Annotated in this window: 15 protein-coding genes; 7 read left to right on the top strand and 8 right to left on the bottom strand. The window is 67.9% G+C overall.

From position 1 onward, the window contains the following. Positions 1-6: 6 nt before the first annotated feature. The 4 genes from nuoL to OG558_RS06835 are packed head-to-tail and all read left to right on the top strand — an operon-like array spanning position 7 to position 6,003. Positions 7-1,878: an NADH-quinone oxidoreductase subunit L gene (nuoL, locus tag OG558_RS06850; RefSeq protein ID WP_405069445.1), complete on the top strand. Its 1,872-nt coding sequence runs from the start codon at positions 7-9 to the stop codon at positions 1,876-1,878. Next, positions 1,875-3,398, top strand: coding sequence for an NADH-quinone oxidoreductase subunit M (locus tag OG558_RS06845; RefSeq protein ID WP_405069444.1), 1,524 nt, complete (start codon positions 1,875-1,877; stop codon positions 3,396-3,398). The genes nuoL and OG558_RS06845 overlap by 4 nt, the downstream gene beginning before the upstream one ends. Continuing rightward, entirely contained in the window at positions 3,398-4,984 is a 1,587-nt protein-coding gene (gene nuoN, locus OG558_RS06840; protein ID WP_405072120.1) for an NADH-quinone oxidoreductase subunit NuoN, read from the top strand. Before OG558_RS06845 ends, nuoN begins: the two co-directional genes overlap by 1 nt. After that, positions 4,981-6,003, top strand: coding sequence for a polyprenyl synthetase family protein (locus tag OG558_RS06835; RefSeq protein WP_405069443.1), 1,023 nt, complete (start codon positions 4,981-4,983; stop codon positions 6,001-6,003). The genes nuoN and OG558_RS06835 overlap by 4 nt, the downstream gene beginning before the upstream one ends. Here OG558_RS06835 and OG558_RS06830 read toward each other — a convergent pair. Further along, on the bottom strand, positions 6,000-7,514 hold the full coding sequence (locus tag OG558_RS06830) for a phospholipase D family protein (protein WP_405069442.1): 1,515 nt from the start codon (positions 7,512-7,514) through the stop codon (positions 6,000-6,002). The two genes, OG558_RS06835 and OG558_RS06830, sit on opposite strands and share 4 nt — an antisense overlap. Before the next feature lie 125 nt (positions 7,515-7,639). Further along, the gene (locus OG558_RS06825; RefSeq protein ID WP_329482307.1) at positions 7,640-8,152 is read right to left on the bottom strand and encodes a hypothetical protein; all 513 of its coding nucleotides are present in this window, start codon (positions 8,150-8,152) and stop codon (positions 7,640-7,642) included. Positions 8,153-8,226: 74 nt separating this feature from the next. Between OG558_RS06825 and OG558_RS06820 the strand changes: the two genes are divergently transcribed. Further along, on the top strand, positions 8,227-8,991 hold the full coding sequence (locus OG558_RS06820; protein ID WP_405069441.1) for a hypothetical protein: 765 nt from the start codon (positions 8,227-8,229) through the stop codon (positions 8,989-8,991). Between the two features lie 52 nt (positions 8,992-9,043). Then, on the top strand, positions 9,044-9,346 hold the full coding sequence (locus tag OG558_RS06815; RefSeq protein ID WP_405069440.1) for a hypothetical protein: 303 nt from the start codon (positions 9,044-9,046) through the stop codon (positions 9,344-9,346). Between the two features lie 3 nt (positions 9,347-9,349). On the opposite strand, the gene OG558_RS06810 is transcribed toward OG558_RS06815, so the two are convergent. The 3 genes from OG558_RS06810 to rarD form a co-directional block, all read right to left on the bottom strand. After that, positions 9,350-9,826, bottom strand: coding sequence for a cupin domain-containing protein (locus OG558_RS06810; RefSeq protein ID WP_329482305.1), 477 nt, complete (start codon positions 9,824-9,826; stop codon positions 9,350-9,352). A gap of 38 nt (positions 9,827-9,864) precedes the next feature. After that, a complete protein-coding gene (locus OG558_RS06805; RefSeq protein WP_329482304.1) occupies positions 9,865-10,347 on the bottom strand; it encodes an Rrf2 family transcriptional regulator in 483 nt (160 codons plus the stop codon). Between the two features lie 61 nt (positions 10,348-10,408). Beyond that, the gene (gene rarD, locus OG558_RS06800) at positions 10,409-11,326 is read right to left on the bottom strand and encodes an EamA family transporter RarD (protein ID WP_405069439.1); all 918 of its coding nucleotides are present in this window, start codon (positions 11,324-11,326) and stop codon (positions 10,409-10,411) included. A 108-nt stretch (positions 11,327-11,434) separates the two neighbouring features. Between rarD and OG558_RS06795 the strand changes: the two genes are divergently transcribed. Beyond that, entirely contained in the window at positions 11,435-12,187 is a 753-nt protein-coding gene (locus OG558_RS06795; RefSeq protein WP_405069438.1) for a sugar phosphate isomerase/epimerase family protein, read from the top strand. Here the strand turns inward: OG558_RS06795 and OG558_RS06790 are convergent, their stop codons facing one another. From OG558_RS06790 to OG558_RS06780, 3 genes are all read right to left on the bottom strand, one after another. Continuing rightward, positions 12,188-13,222, bottom strand: coding sequence for a hypothetical protein (locus OG558_RS06790; RefSeq protein WP_405069437.1), 1,035 nt, complete (start codon positions 13,220-13,222; stop codon positions 12,188-12,190). After that, positions 13,219-13,767: a SigE family RNA polymerase sigma factor gene (locus tag OG558_RS06785; protein ID WP_405069436.1), complete on the bottom strand. Its 549-nt coding sequence runs from the start codon at positions 13,765-13,767 to the stop codon at positions 13,219-13,221. Before OG558_RS06785 ends, OG558_RS06790 begins: the two co-directional genes overlap by 4 nt. Before the next feature lie 82 nt (positions 13,768-13,849). Next, positions 13,850-15,097, bottom strand: coding sequence for a DUF445 domain-containing protein (locus OG558_RS06780; RefSeq protein WP_405069435.1), 1,248 nt, complete (start codon positions 15,095-15,097; stop codon positions 13,850-13,852). Positions 15,098-15,102: the final 5 nt, after the last annotated feature.

Here is a 15,102-nt window from a genome sequence, read left to right as displayed (position 1 = left end):
GCACCGATGAGTCATGAGCTGACGTGGCTGCTGATCGCGGTCCCGGCCGTGTCCGCGGCGATCCTGCTGCTCGGTGGCAAGGCCACCAACGCGTGGGGTCACCTGCTGGGCACGCTGGCACCGCTGATCTCCTTCGCCTTCGGCGTCGTTCTGTTCGTCCAGATGCAGGGCAAGCCGAGCGACGACCGGGCCGAGACGGTCCGGCTGTTCGAGTGGTTCTCTGTCGGCAACATCAAGGTGGAGTTCAGCCTGCTGATCGACCCGCTGTCGATCCTGTTCGTGCTGCTGATCACCGGTGTGGGTTCGCTGATCCACATCTACTCGATCGGCTACATGGAGCATGACGAGCGCCGGCGCCGGTTCTTCGGTTATCTGAACCTGTTCATCGCGTCGATGTTGCTGCTGGTTCTCGCGGCCGACTACCTGGTGGTCTTCGTCGGCTGGGAGGGTGTCGGCCTGGCGTCGTACCTGCTGATCGGGTTCTGGCAGTACAAGACCACGGCCGCGGTCGCCGCGAAGAAGGCCTTCGTGGTGAACCGGGTCGGTGACATGGGCCTGTCGCTCGCGGTGATGAGCATGTGGGCGCTGTTCGGCTCCTCGGCCTTCGCGACCGTGAACGCCGGCGCGGACAAACTGTCGGGCACCTGGGCCACGCTGCTCGGGCTGATGCTGCTGCTGGCGGCGTGCGGCAAGTCCGCGCAGGTGCCGCTGCAGTCCTGGCTGCTGGACGCGATGGAGGGGCCGACCCCGGTGTCGGCCCTCATTCACGCCGCGACCATGGTCACCGCGGGCGTCTACCTGGTGGTCCGCTCGAGCGCGATCTACAACGTCACCGACGCCGCGTCCACCGCGGTGGTGGTCGTCGGCACGGTGACCGTCCTGTTCGGCGCGATCATCGGTTGCGCCAAGGACGACATCAAGAAGGTCCTGGCCGGTTCCACGATGAGCCAGATCGGCTACATGATGCTCGCCGCCGGCCTCGGTCCGGTGGGCTACGTCTTCGCGATCTTCCACCTGCTCACGCACGGTTTCTTCAAGGCCGACATGTTCCTCGGTGCCGGTTCGGTGATGCACGGCATGAACGACGACGTGAACATGCGGCGTTACGGCGCCCTGCGGAAGTACATGCGCGTCACCTACGTGACGTTCGCCTTCGGCTACCTGGCGATCCTGGGCATCCCGCCGTTCTCCGGCTTCTTCAGCAAGGACCACATCATCGAGGTCGCCTTCGCGGAGAACACGGTGGTCGGTCTGTGTGCGCTGCTCGGCGCCGGGATCACGGCGTTCTACATGACCCGGCTGATGATGATGACCTTCTTCGGCGAGAAGCGCTGGGAGGAGGACGTGCATCCGCACGAGTCGCCCAAGGTGATGACCGGTCCGCTGATCGTCCTGGCGATCCTCTCGCTCGTCGGCGGCGCGCTCTACTTCGTCGGCCACTGGATCGTGAAGTGGCTGGAGCCGGTCACCGGTTTCGAGGAGGCTGAACCGCCGATCGGCGCGCTGGCGATGACGCTGATCATCCTCGCGGTCGTGATCGTCGGTGCTGCCATCGGTGTCGTGCTGTTCCGCCGGGACATCCCGCGCCTGGCACCGGTGAAGGTCTCGCCGGTCACCACCTTCGCCCGCCGTGACCTGTACGGCGACGCGCTGAACGAGGCGGTCCTGATGCGTCCGGGCCAGTACCTCACCCGCACGCTGGTCTGGTTCGACAACCGCGTTGTGGACGGCCTGGTGAACGGGCTGGCCGCACTGTTCGGTGGACTGTCCGGAAGGCTCCGGCGGGTCCAGACGGGCTTCGTCCGTTCCTACGCACTCAGCATGGTCTTCGGCGCCGCACTCGTGGTCGTCGCCCTCCTCGCGGTGAGGTTGTCGTGAACATCGGTTGGTTGACCCTCCTACTGCTCCTGCCGTTCGTCGGGGCCATCGCGACGATGCTGGTGCCCAAGGCGAAGGCGCTGCTGGCCAAGCAGGTCGCGCTCGGGTTCTCGCTCGTCACGCTGGCACTGACCGCGGTGATCACGATCGGCTACCAGCGCAACGGCCCCGCGGACTACGACGAGGTCCACAACTGGATCAAGCCGTTCGGTGCGCACTTCGCGCTCGGCCTCGACGGGGTCGGGGTGGTGCTGCTGGTGCTGACCGCGCTGCTCACCCCGGTCGTGCTGATCGCGTCCTGGAACGACGCGCAGAACGGCCGCTGGTCGGAGAAGGCCTTCTTCGCCTGGATCCTCGGCCTGGAGGCACTGTCGCTCGGCGTGTTCGCCGCCACCGACGTGTTCCTCTTCTACGTGCTGTTCGAGGCCACGCTGATCCCGATGTACTTCCTGATCGGTGGCTTCGGCGGCCCGCAGCGCTCGTACGCCGCGGTGAAGTTCCTGCTCTACTCGCTGCTCGGCGGTCTGCTCATGCTGGCCTCGGTGGTCGGCCTGTTCGTCGTTTCGTCGCGCCAGGGCGATCCGTCGTACCTGCTGTCCGACATGATGAAGCTCGACATGAGCCAGAACACGGAACGCTGGCTGTTCCTCGGCTTCTTCTTCGCCTTTGCGGTGAAGGCGCCGATGGTGCCGTTCCACACCTGGCTGCCGGACGCGGCCGGCGAGGCGACACCGGGTACGTCGGTGCTCCTGGTCGGCGTCCTGGACAAGATCGGCACCTTCGGGATGATCCGGTACTGCCTGGGCCTGTTCCCGAACGCGTCCGAGTGGGCCACCCCGGTCGTCCTGGTGCTGGCGCTGATCTCGGTCCTGTACGGCGCGCTGCTGGCGATCGGGCAGACCGACATCAAGCGGCTGATCGCGTACACCTCGATCTCGCACTTCGGCTTCATCGTGATGGGCATCTTCGCGCTGACCTCGCAGGGCCTGACCGGATCGACGCTGTACATGTTCAACCACGGGCTCTCCACCGCGGCACTGTTCCTGATCGCCGGGTACCTGATATCCCGGCGCGGATCCGCCCGGATCGCCGACTACGGCGGGGTGGAGAAGGTGGCGCCGGTGCTGGCCGGCACGTTCCTGTTCGCCGGCCTGGCCAGCCTGGCACTGCCCGGTCTGTCGCCGTTCATCTCCGAGTTCATGGTGCTGGCCGGGACGTTCAGCCGGCACAAGACGATCGCGGTGATCGCGGTGTTCGGTATCGTGCTCGCCGCGCTGTACATCCTGCTGATGTACCAACGCACGATGACCGGACCGGTCCGGGACGGGATCGAGAAGCTGAAGGACCTGAACACGCGTGAGGTACTGGCGATCGCGCCGCTCGTGATCCTGATCATCGGCTTCGGCATCTACCCGAAGCCGGTGGTCGACATCATCAAGCCCGCGGTCCAGTCGACCATGCAGCGGGTGGGCGTGACCGACAAGGCTCCGCAGATCCCCGTGACGGAGGGACAGAAGTGATCGCGCACATCCTGCCGCTGGCGGATTTCACGGCGCCCAAGATCGAGTACAACGAGCTGGCTCCGCTGCTCGTGGTCTTCGGTGCGGCGTGTGTCGGCGTCGTGGCCGAGGCGTTCCTGCCCCGGCAGTTGCGGCATCTGGTGCAGCTGGCGATCACGGTGGTCGCCCTGGTCGTCGCGGGCGTGCTGACCGCCATCCTGATGGGCGGCGACAAGGAGGTGATCGCGGCCCAGGGCGAGATCTCGGTCGACGGCCCGGCGCTGTTCACCTGGATCCTCCTGCTGGGGCTGACGCTGATCAGCGTGCTGCTGTTCGCCGAGCGGTCGGTCGACGGTGGACTGTCCGCGTTCGCCGGCCAGGCGGCCGCGGTACCGGGGTCCGAGGCCGAGCGCGAGGGCACCGCGGCGCGGGTCGAGCACACCGAGGTCTTCCCGCTGACGCTGTTCGCGGTCGGCGGCATGATGCTGTTCGCTTCGGCCAACGACCTGCTGGTGCTGTTCGTCGCGCTCGAGGTCTTCTCGCTGCCGCTGTACCTGCTGTGTGGCCTGGCGCGTCGTCGCCGGCTGATCTCGCAGGAAGCCGCGATGAAGTACTTCCTGCTCGGTGCGTTCTCCTCGGCGTTCCTGCTGTTCGGCATCGCGCTGCTCTACGGGTATGCCGGGACGATGTCGCTCGGCGGGATCTCGGACGTGCTGGCCACCCAGACCGGTGGTGACGTGATCCTGCTGGCCGGGACGGGTCTGGTGGCGGTCGGGCTGCTGTTCAAGGTCGGCGCCGTACCGTTCCACTCCTGGACGCCGGACGTCTACCAGGGCGCCCCGACGCCGGTCACCGGGTTCATGGCGGCCTGCACCAAGATCGCCGCGTTCATCGGGCTGATGCGGGTCTTCTACGTCGCCCTCGGCGGGACGCGCTGGGACTGGGCGCCGATGATGTGGATCGTCGCGATCCTCACCATGGTGGTCGGCTCGATCGTCGCGATCACCCAGTCCGACGTGAAGCGGATGCTGGCGTACTCGTCGATCGCCCACGCAGGCTTCCTGCTGACCGCGTTCGTCGGGCTCTCGCAGGCAAGTAGCGGCAACCACAACGGGATCACCTCGACCCAGGCGGTGCTGTTCTACCTGGTCTGCTACGGTTTCCCGACCGTCGGCGCCTTCGCCGTCGTGACGCTGGTGCGGGACGCGGGTGGCGAGGCGACGCACCTGTCGCGCTGGGCCGGACTGGGCAAGAAATCGCCGCTGCTGGCCGGCATCTTCGCCTTCTTCCTGATCTCCTTCGCGGGGATCCCGCTGACCGCCGGCTTCACCGGCAAGTGGGCGGTGTTCACCGCGGCGTGGAGCGGTGGCGCGTGGCCGCTGGTCGTGGTCGCCGTACTGTGCAGCCTGATCGCCGCGTTCTTCTACGTCCGCGTGATCGTGCTGATGTTCTTCTCCGACCTCCCGGCCGACGCACCGGACGTGGCCCTGCCCGGCTGGCAGACCACGACCGCCGTCGCCCTCGGTCTCGCCGCCACCGTGGTCCTCGGCCTGGTCCCCGGACCGGTGCTCGACCTGGCGGCCCGCGCAGGTGAGTTCATCCGTTGAGTCCGACCCCGCTGCCGGCCGAGAGCCTGGGATTCGCGTTCGCCGACGAGGCGCTCGAATCCCGGGTTCGTGCCGGCCTGGAGACCGTCGAGCAGGCGCTGCGCGACGCGACCCAGTCCGAGGCGCCGTTCGTCACCGCGGCCGCGCAGCACGTCATGGTTGCCGGTGGCAAGCGGTTCCGGCCGCTGCTGGTACTGCTGGCGGCCGAGTTCGGGTCTGCTCCGGACGCCTCGGAGGTCGTCAAGGCGGCCGTGGTGGTCGAGCTCACCCATGTCGCGACCCTGCACCACGACGACGTGATGGACGAGGCCGCGCTGCGGCGGGGCTCGTCCACCGCGAACGCACGCTGGGACAACTCGGTCGCCATCCTGTCCGGTGACTGGCTGTTCGCCCGGGCGTCCTACCTGCTCGCCGACCTCGGGCCGGAGGCGGTCCGGATCCAGGCCCGGACCTTCGGCCGGCTGGTCGAGGGCCAGATCCGCGAAACCCTGGGGGTCGGCGAGGGCCAGGACCCGCTGAAGCACTACCTGTCGGTGGTCGCCGACAAGACCGGCTCGCTGATCGCGACGTCGGTGCTCTTCGGAGCCCGGTACGCCGGTGCCTCCGAGCAGATCCAGGAATCGCTGCGCGCCTTCGGCGAGGAGATCGGCGTCGCCTTCCAGCTCGCCGACGACATCCTCGACATCGCCTCGGAGTCCGGCCAGTCCGGTAAGACTCCCGGCACCGATCTGCGCGAGGGCGTCCCGACCCTGCCGGTCCTGATCTTCCGCGCTCAGGCCGACCCGTCGGACCCGACGGACGCACGCCTGCTCGAGCTGCTCGACTCGGACCTGTCCGACGACACCCGCCTGGCCGAGACCCTCGACCTCCTCCGGGCCCACTCGTCCTTCCGGCAGGCCGAGGACGACGTACGCCGCCGCGCCGCCGACGCCCGCAAACTCCTCGCCGACCTCCCCGAAGGCACCGCCCGGGACGCCCTCGACTCCCTCTGCGACCTGGTCGCCACCCGCTCGGTCTAGAAGGCGTTGCGGCGCCGCATCGCGCGCGGCCGCCCGTCCGGGTCGTAGACGTGACGGGCCAGCCGGCTCGCCCAAGCAGTCTGCAGGCGGGACACGGGGTGCGGGCTGTGCCGGCGGATCCGGCCGGGAGGTCGTGGCCCGAGGCAACCATTCGCGATCCACTCGTCGAGCGTGGCGGCCTGCTCCTGCCAGAGCTTGAAGCCGCTGATCGGGTCGAGGTCGGGGGCGTCGGTGGCGAGATGTTCGGACCACAGCTCCGAGCGGAGCGACCGGGCCAGGTCCGCGGACTCGATCGCGCAGGTCAGTTCGCTGTCGTTGGTCCAGGACCTGCGATTGAAGTTGTCCGAGCCGCAGGTCAGCCACTGGTCGTCGACGATACAGACTTTCGCGTGCACATAGATCGGTACGCCGTACTCGTTCTCCAGGTTGTAGACCGCCACGCGATCCGACTCCAGCAATCTCAGTGCCTCGAGCTGGGCGTAGCGGGCCGGCGGGCCGCTGATCCGGCCGTCCTGGTCCGGATACCGTGGCACGACGGCGATGATCCGCAGCTCGGGCGACCGGTCCAGCGCCTCCCGCAGGCGATGCGTCACCTCCGCTGACCACAGGTACTGATCCTCGACGTAGACCAGGGTCTTCGCTCGCGCGAACGCCTTCAGATAGCCGCGGGCCACGCTGTATTCACCGTGCGGCGCGAACGGGAAAGCCGGATGCTTGTGCGCGTAGGTCCGCAGCACCTGCACCGGATGCGGCCCGGCCGGCGGCGGATCCGGGAACGTCTCCGGCAACTTCGACGGGTGTCGCGGCATCCGGGCCAGCCGCTGGACCACCATCCGGTACGGCGTCCGGCGGTCCAGCGGATGCGGATCGTCCCAGCGTTCGACGAAGCAGCGCAGGAGCTCGCCTACCGCCGGACCGTGGATCTCGAGCACGACGTCGTGCCAGGGAGCCCGGGACCCGTAGCGCGGGTCCATCGGTGCGGTTTGCGGATCGCCCAGGTGCCGTGCGTCGTCGCGTCGTCCGTGACACAGGTCGATACCTCCGACGAAGGCGACATCGGCGTCCGGATCGCCGCGATGCCGGATCACGAACAGCTTCTGGTGGTGCGACGCCAGCCGGCGGACCCGCTGGTCGAGCAACACCTCGGCGCCGGCCTCGTTCAACTCGGTCCCGAGCCGCTGGTTCTCCTGCGAGTTGAAGTTCATGCGGTCGGAGTGGGACCGCCACAACAGCGCCCGGATCGCCACCCCGGTTCGCGCGAGGTCGCAGAGGAGCGACCCGATGCTCGGACCGTCTTCGAACAGCACCTCATCCGGATCCCCGCGCCAGTCGGTGAAGTACACCCGGTCACCGGACCGCAGGCCGCACAGCTCGTCGTACAATCGCCGGAAGTACGTCGCTCCATGCACCAACGGCCGCACCAGATTCCCCTCGGTCCACGCCCCACCCTCGTCGATGCCAGTGGCCGCATTGCCACGCTCGCCCGCGCTGAGAAACCAGTCGTACGTCATACCCACCCCAGTGCCCTCCCAGTCCCGGCACACACTCGATACCACCCCACCGACCTCCACCAGGCCCCGCCCGAGACGCCCTCTGCGACCTGGTAGCCACCCGCTCCGTCTGACCCACGGCGCGGTCACTCCAGCGTCAGGACGATGGCTTGCCCCCCAGGCTCCGACCTGACTGCCAAGTCGTCGCCCGGAGAGGCGTCGACAACGCCCCGGCCGTAGGCGGCGACCTCGACGTCTCCGTTGCCGGATCGGAAGGTGGTTCTCCCCGCAAGGCGGTAGGTGTGGCTGCCCGCGCTGGTCACCGGCACGTCCAGCACCGCTGTCGGGTCGTTGAGACTGACGGTCAGCAGACCCGCGGGCCGGCCGTCCATGACCACCGAGATCTCTCCGGCAATCTGCTGAGCTGCGAGTGTGTAGAAGATCCTGACGCTGCTGGACGACGACGGTTCGGGCTCGGGGCTACTACCGGTGGGAGCAGGACCGCTGACCGTGATAGGAGGCGCCGAGCCGGTGTCCGGGCCGCTGGACTGACTCAGCAGGCCCAAACCGACCGCCCCGACAAGCAACGTGAGCGCCAGCAATCCAACCGAAAGTGACACTTTCAGGCCGCGCCCGCTCATCGGTCCGGCATTGCTCATGTCTCCCCCTCTGCTTACGATAGGCCCGAGCGAACCGGCGCAGCAAGAGCGACCTCTCCTCACGGAGGTGCTGGGTGTTTTTCAAGGACCATCCCGCGCTGGTCACGGCAGCACTCTCTGCCTTGCTGATTGCCGCGCGACTGCTGTCCATCGCGCGTTTTGACGTAAGTACCGCTGCAACAATTCTGCAAACCTCAGGAACAGCAACCGCGGTCGCCGGGACCACGCTCACTCTGCTGCCCTTTGCGTTGATGGTGGCAACTTGCCTGCTGGCAGTTGTCGTCCTGATCGACCCTTCTCTGATCAACCTGAGTCCAGGGTGGGCGTGGACTCTTTTCAGCCTGGCCCTGGGTGCGACGCTCTGCCTGACGGCCACCGCACTCGTGGTGGCCACGGTGGCCGTCGTAGTCGTCGTGGCCGTCATCGGCCGCTATGTTCGCCGAAACTCGCGGACGGTTCATATCGCTGAAGCTGTTGCCTCGAGCCGGCTGCTGAGAATTCAGCTCACGGTGCTGCTGGTGGTCGCCGCAATGACTCCGATCATCTTGCAAAGACCGTGGCTACCGGTGCAGACCATTACCATGACGGATGGAAAGCTCCGGGTCGGTTACGTACTCGGCGAATCGCAAGGGGCATTGGTGCTCATGAGTGAAGCCGATCGATCTATCGAGTTTCTTGATCCTGACAACGTCAAATCTCGGGCTATTTGCAGCGGACCGCCGGCGGTCAGTGGAGCGCTCCGGAAAGCACCACAGCTGGAATTCAGGGGATCATTTCTCGGAGCGCTGCTCTGGGGCCGAAACACCCCGCGCTATCCACCGTGCCCCAAAGGCCGGTGAGCCCACCGACGCCGACGACGGAAGTGACGCCGTTGAGCTCTACGTCACGGTCATGGGGTACGACGACTCCCGCGCCGCTGCCCGCCGGATCCAGCGCGACCGGGACGAGGCGGAGAGCGATGGCGAGGCTGTCGTCGACCTGCAAGTCGGCGACGACGCCCTCCGCCGCACCTTCGACGGCTCCATCGGAGCTGACGACTCCCTCGGCTACGCCGTGGAGGTCCGCATCGACAACGTCCTCCTCGAAGCAGAATTCGATCAGTCGGCAACACTCGGCAGACCCGACTCCGATGCCTTGGAAGCGCTGGCAGCCGACCTGGTCCGTGAGATCGGGAGCCGGCAGCCCCACCGCTGAGGGCTAGCGGTTCTGCCAGGTGGGACTTTCGACGTAGTGGTTGTCGTAGCGGTCGCTCGTCCTCCCGAGCTCGGCCGGGTCGGTTTCACCGCGGTACACGGATTCCAGGAGGCGGTAATAGCCGAAGCGTGGCTTGGCGTGGGTGAGGACGAAGAGGACCTCGGTATCGTGGTCGCCGGCGGCTTCGAAGGCGTGCGGAGTGTTCGGGGGTACGACGAGGAAGTCGCCTGGCTCCAGCGTGGTGATGTTGTCGCCGGTGAGGACGCGGAGGGAGCCGTCCAGGACGAAGAAGAGTTCGGCGGCCTCATGGTGGAGGTGCGGGGGAGCGCCTTCCTTGCCGGGCTTGAAGATCGAGCGGTGGCTGGTGAGGTGTCCGTTGGTGTCGGGTACGTCGGCGAGCAGCGTGACGCCGCTGGCGGACAGGACCTCGGCCTCGATGGAACGGGTCAGGACGGCCGCGGGGTTCTGGATATTTGACATCTTGAATCAACTCCTTGGGTAGGAACAGGCGTGGTGGATCAGGACTTGAGGTTGGCGAACCAGGTGCGGGTGTTCTCCGGAGCGGCCGGCGTCTGCTGCACTACGCGCGTGGCGATGTCGGCGATTGTCGTTCCGGCCAGCTCGCGGCGGTAGGTGAGCTCCGCCGCACGCATTGCCTGGGAGACCAGGCAGGCTTCCCGGTAGTCGGCGCGGGCGTCTGCGCGAGGCCCGGACTTCAGGATCTGGGTGCAGCGGAAGGCGTCGTCGGTGCCGTCGATGGCGACGACGATGTCGAGCAGCGTGATGTTGCGCGGGTCGCGGGCCAGTTGGAAGCCACCCTTCGGCCCGGAGACCGAGGAGAGAATGCCGGCCCGGGTCAGCGCCTGCAACTGCTTGTTCAGGTACGCCGTGGGAAGGTCGTAGAAGGCGGCGAGTCGCTTGGCGGTCACCGCCTCACCGGGCAGCCAGCCGAGGTTCACGCAGCTGTGCATCGCCCATTCGACGCCCTCGTTCATCTTCATAACCTGGATATTAAATGTCCTGAATAGCGGGAGTCAAGAGACCCGGCGGAAGCCGGAAAATTCAGACTGCGGAGGCGGTCATTGCGGCTCGTTCGAGGGCTATAGAGCGGCGGCGGCGGTTCATGCTGTCCCAGGTGAAGATGACGAGGGCGAGCCAGACCAGGCCGAAGCCGGCCCAGCGCATCGTGGACATGGCCTCGTGGAAGACCAGGACGCCGACGATGAACTGCATGATCGGCGCGATGTAGTTCAGCAGGCCGAGCGTCGTCATCGAGACCCGCGTCGCGGCGGCTCCGAAGAGCAGGAGCGGTACGGCGGTGATCGGGCCGGTCAGCAACACCAGCACCAGGTAACCGGCACCCTGGTGGGTGACCGTCGAATCACCGTGGAGTCCGAGTACGGCGATCGCCGCGAGCGCGAGCGGGAACGCGGTTCCGGACTCGATCGCCATCCCCTCGATCGCCCCGGCGCCGGCCTGCTTCTTCGCCAGGCCGTAGAGACCGAACGAGAACGTCAGGATGATCGCCACCCAGGGCGGCTGCCCGTTCTCGATGGTCAGCCCGACGACGGCGACGAACGCGATGGACAGCGCCACCCATTGCGCCGTACGCAGCCGTTCCTTCAGGACGAAGACGCCGAGCAGCACCGTGAACAGCGGGGTGATGAAGTACCCCAGCGACGTCTCCACCACCCGGCCGTGGTTCACCGCCCAGATGTACGTGCCCCAGTTCGCCGAGATCAGGAACGCCGCGGCGATCAGCGGCCACCGCCGCCGCGGCTCCCGCAGCAACGCCTTCACCTGGCCGAACTTCCGCAGTACGACGACCAGGATCGCGATCGTGACCAGGGACCAGAGGACCCGGTGGGCGAGCAGTTCGATCGCGCCGGAGTGGTCCAGCAGCTTCCAGTACAGCGGAAAGAGGCCCCAGATCAGGTACGCGGTGAAGCCGTAGGTGAACCCTTTTCGCTGTTCTGGCACGCCGTCAGCCTAAGCCCGCGCGACAGTGGCATCCAATTGCTTTGCTCATGACGTGAGACGGGCTGGTGCGATGGGGTTGGATAGAGAGGTGGAAATGAGGAGGCACCAGTGGGTGTGAGGACCGGTCTGGTCTCGGTGACGTTTCGCCAGTTGCCGGCCGACGAGGTGGCGGAGGTGGCGGCGAAGGCCGGGCTCGCGGCGATCGAGTGGGGTGGTGACGTGCATGTCCCGCTCGGCAATCTGGTCGCCGCCCAGCGGGTGAAGGCGCTGTCCGAGGTCCACGGCCTCGAGATCGCGGCGTACGGCTCGTACCTGCGGGCCGGCAGTGTCGACCGCGAGGAGATGCGTTCGGCGGTCGCCACCGCCGAGGCGCTCGGCGCGCCCCGGATCAGGGTCTGGGCCGGCAATGTCAGTACGGCGGAAGCCGGCGTGGGGGACCGGATGGCGGTGACCCGCGGGCTGGCCGAGTTGGCCGACGTTGCCGCGACTGCCGGGATCGAGGTCGCGCTGGAGTTCCACCGCAACACGCTCACCGACGAGGTCGACTCGACGATCACGCTGCTGCTCGACGTCGGTGCGCCCAACCTCAAGACCTACTGGCAACCGCCGGTCGATCTGGACGACGCCCAGTGCCTCGAGCAACTCGAGGCCCTGATGCCGTGGCTCAGCACTGTCCACGTCTTCTCGTGGTGGCCGTCCAACACCCGCCTGCCACTAGCGGCCCGAGCGTCCCTCTGGCGCCCCGTCCTGGACCGCCTCGCCGCCGAACCCCGCGAAATCAACGCCCTCCTGGAATTCGTAGCCGACGACTCCCAGGACCAGTTCGCCAAGGACGCCGCCGACCTGCACTCCTGGGTCTGATCAGTCGGTCGTGTAGACGCCGACACCGATCGTCCCCCTGGGCTCGGTCGTCGGCCCGTTGGTGCCGTACACGAGCGTGGCGGTCACGGTCACCGGCTGTCCCTTCGGGACGGCCGGCGTGATCGTCGCGCTCGGGTCCGGCCCGGCCTGGTAGCCACCCCGCGGCCGTCGGCTGATCACGGTCCCGTCACTCAGCCGGAGCTGGATCCGGTACGGCGCGCCGAACTTGTAGCCGTTCGTGGTGGAGAGCAGGCGCAACGCGACCGGACCGCCGGTGGAGGTGAAGGTCGTGGTGACCTGTGCCTGGCCCCGATCCCCGATAGTCGCCGCGAGGAGCGTCTGAGGTCCGACCTTGCGCCGGATGATCAGCTCGTTCTTCACATAATCGCCGGGCTGTGCGGGGACGACGGCGGGGAACGGGCCGCCACGTTCGGCGTAGATGTCCAGGCCGATCTGCTGGGCCGGGTCGTCCGGCGCCGGCGGGCCGGACGGGGGTGCGACGAGGTCCATGGTGACCTTGGCCGGCTGCCCCAGGGGAGCGGGAGCGTCGGCCCAGACCCCGCTCTCGCCGGCGATGCTCAGGGGGTACGTGGTGCCGGGGGGCGGGCAAGACCCAGCCAGAACCGTGTAACCGTTGATCCGGACCCAGACCTGGTCCTTCGTCGCGATCCGGCAGATCGGGGCGAAGGCGACCCCCTTCGTGGTCGGGGCCCAGTCGAACTCGAGGTGGGTCCGACCGGGCTCGCCGGACGCGCTCCGCAGCAGCGTGTTGCCGGGGAAGGCGCCGGGAACGGGCAGGTCGTTCTGGAGGTGCTGCGTTCGGTCCGTCGGCTCCGGCGTGGAGGTCGACAGGGCACCCGGCAGTACCGCGACGGAGATCGCGACCGCAGCCGCTGCGGCGGTCGCGGCGGCGATCAGGCGCCGGCGCCGGGTGCGCCGGATCTTCGTTCGGACGCCGGGGAGAAGGTCGGCAGGGCGGTCGTCTGCGGTGGCGGCGCGCGTGGTCAGTTCGTCGCGGAGGTTCTGGAGGTTCATCGCGAGGGCTCCTGGTCGGCGGAGGCGACGGAGGCGAGTGCTGGGTCGAGGCGGAGTCTGGCCAGCGCCTTCGCGGCTTGGCTCTTGACGGTGCCGACGGCGCAGCCCATCAGGCGTGCGGTCTCGGCTTCGGTGAGGTCCTCGTAGAAGCGGAGTACGACGACGGCGCGCTGGCGCCGGGGGAGGCGGCCGAGGGCGTCCCAGAGGTCGACGCGGTCCTCGCCGGCGGGGGCCGGCGACTCCGGCAGTTCGTCGGTCGGGATCTCGCCGGTCCAGCGGCGGCGCCACCAGGACGAGTAGGTGGTGACGAGGATCCGCCGTACGTAGGGCTCCGGGTCGTCCGTGCGGATCCGGGACCAGTGGAACCAGGCCTTGGCCAGCGCGGTCTGGACCAGGTCCTCGGCGAGCGCGTGGTCGCGGGTCAGCAGGTACGCCGTCCGCAGCAGAGCCCGGGAGCGGGCCGCGACGAACGCGTCGAAGCTCTCCACGGTCCGCACCGCCACCCCCGTCTCGCGCGCGGTCAACGCGCCGTTCTCGATGCTCACATCGTGCTCGACCGGCTGGGCCATCCGGATGGTTGCCCGGCCGTGCGCCAGTTGCAGATCCGGGTCCGCCCAACTGCGGGATCTAGAGGAGTTGGCTGAATGTGTGGATGAGGAGGCCGACCAGGGCGCCGACGACGGTTCCGTTGATCCGGATGAACTGCAGGTCGCGGCCGACGTGCAGTTCGATCCGGGCGGCGGCCTCGCGGCCGTCCCAGCGTTCGATCGTGTCGGAGATGATCGAGACGATCTCGTTGCCATAGGTGCGAACGACGTACCCGACCGCCTCGGCGGCGCGGGCGTCGACCTTGCCGCGGAGTCCGTCGTCGTCCTGCAGTCGTTTGCCCAGCTCCTGCAGGGCTGTCGTCGCGCGCACCTGCAACGTGCTGGCCGGATCGTTGATCGCCTCGATCAGCGCCTTGCGTACGGCGTCCCACACAGCGGTCAGGCTCGAGCCCATGTCGGGGTGCGTTAGCATCCGGGCCTTGAACGCCTCGAAGCGGCCCATCATGTCGGGGTCGTTCTGCAGATCGTCGGCGAGCTGGCCGAGGAGCCGGTCGAGCGCCTGGCGGGTCGGGTGCGAAGGGTTGTCCCGTACGTCGGCCAGCCACGCCAGCGCCTCCCGGTGGATCCGGTCGATCACGATCCGGTCCACCCATTGCGGCGACCAGCTCGGCGCGCGCGAACCGACGATGTCGGCGACCACGTCCCGGTTGTCCCGCAGCCAGTCGTGCGCCTCGACCAGAACCAGCTCGAGCAACGCGTGGTGGGCGCCGTCCTCGACCACCGACTGCAGGAAATGCCCGGCGATCGGGCTCAACGGCTCTCGCACGAACCGCGGTAGCAACGATCCCCGCACGAACGCGGTCACGTCCTCGTCGCCCAGCCTCGGCAGCGCCGCGCCGACCGTCCGGGCTCCCTCGGCCACGATCCGCTCGGCGTGGTTGCCGGCGGCAAGCCACTCGCCGACCCGGCGGCTCACCTCGGCGGTGCGCATCTTCTCCGCCACCACCTCTTCGGAGAGGAAGTTCTCGGTGACGAACTGCTCCAGGCTCTCGGCGAGGCTGTCCTTGCGGGTCGGCACGATCGCGGTGTGCGGGATCGGCAGCCCGAGCGGATGCCGGAACAGTGCGGTGACCGCGAACCAGTCCGCGAGCGCACCCACCATCGCCGCCTCGGCCGCGGTGTTCACGTAACCCCATCCGCCCTCGAGGTGCAGAGTGGCCACGTAGATCGCGACTGCCAGCAGCAACAACCCCAACGCGACCGATCGCATCTGCCGCAACCCGCGCCGCCGAACCTGGTCAGCGGCGCTCAACGTCATTGTCGCCATACACC

Source organism: Kribbella sp. NBC_01510 (assembly GCF_045040325.1).
Lineage (GTDB): Bacteria > Actinomycetota > Actinomycetes > Propionibacteriales > Kribbellaceae > Kribbella.
Note: the sequence above shows the minus strand (reverse complement) of the source record. Positions and strands in the feature narration are given on the sequence as shown.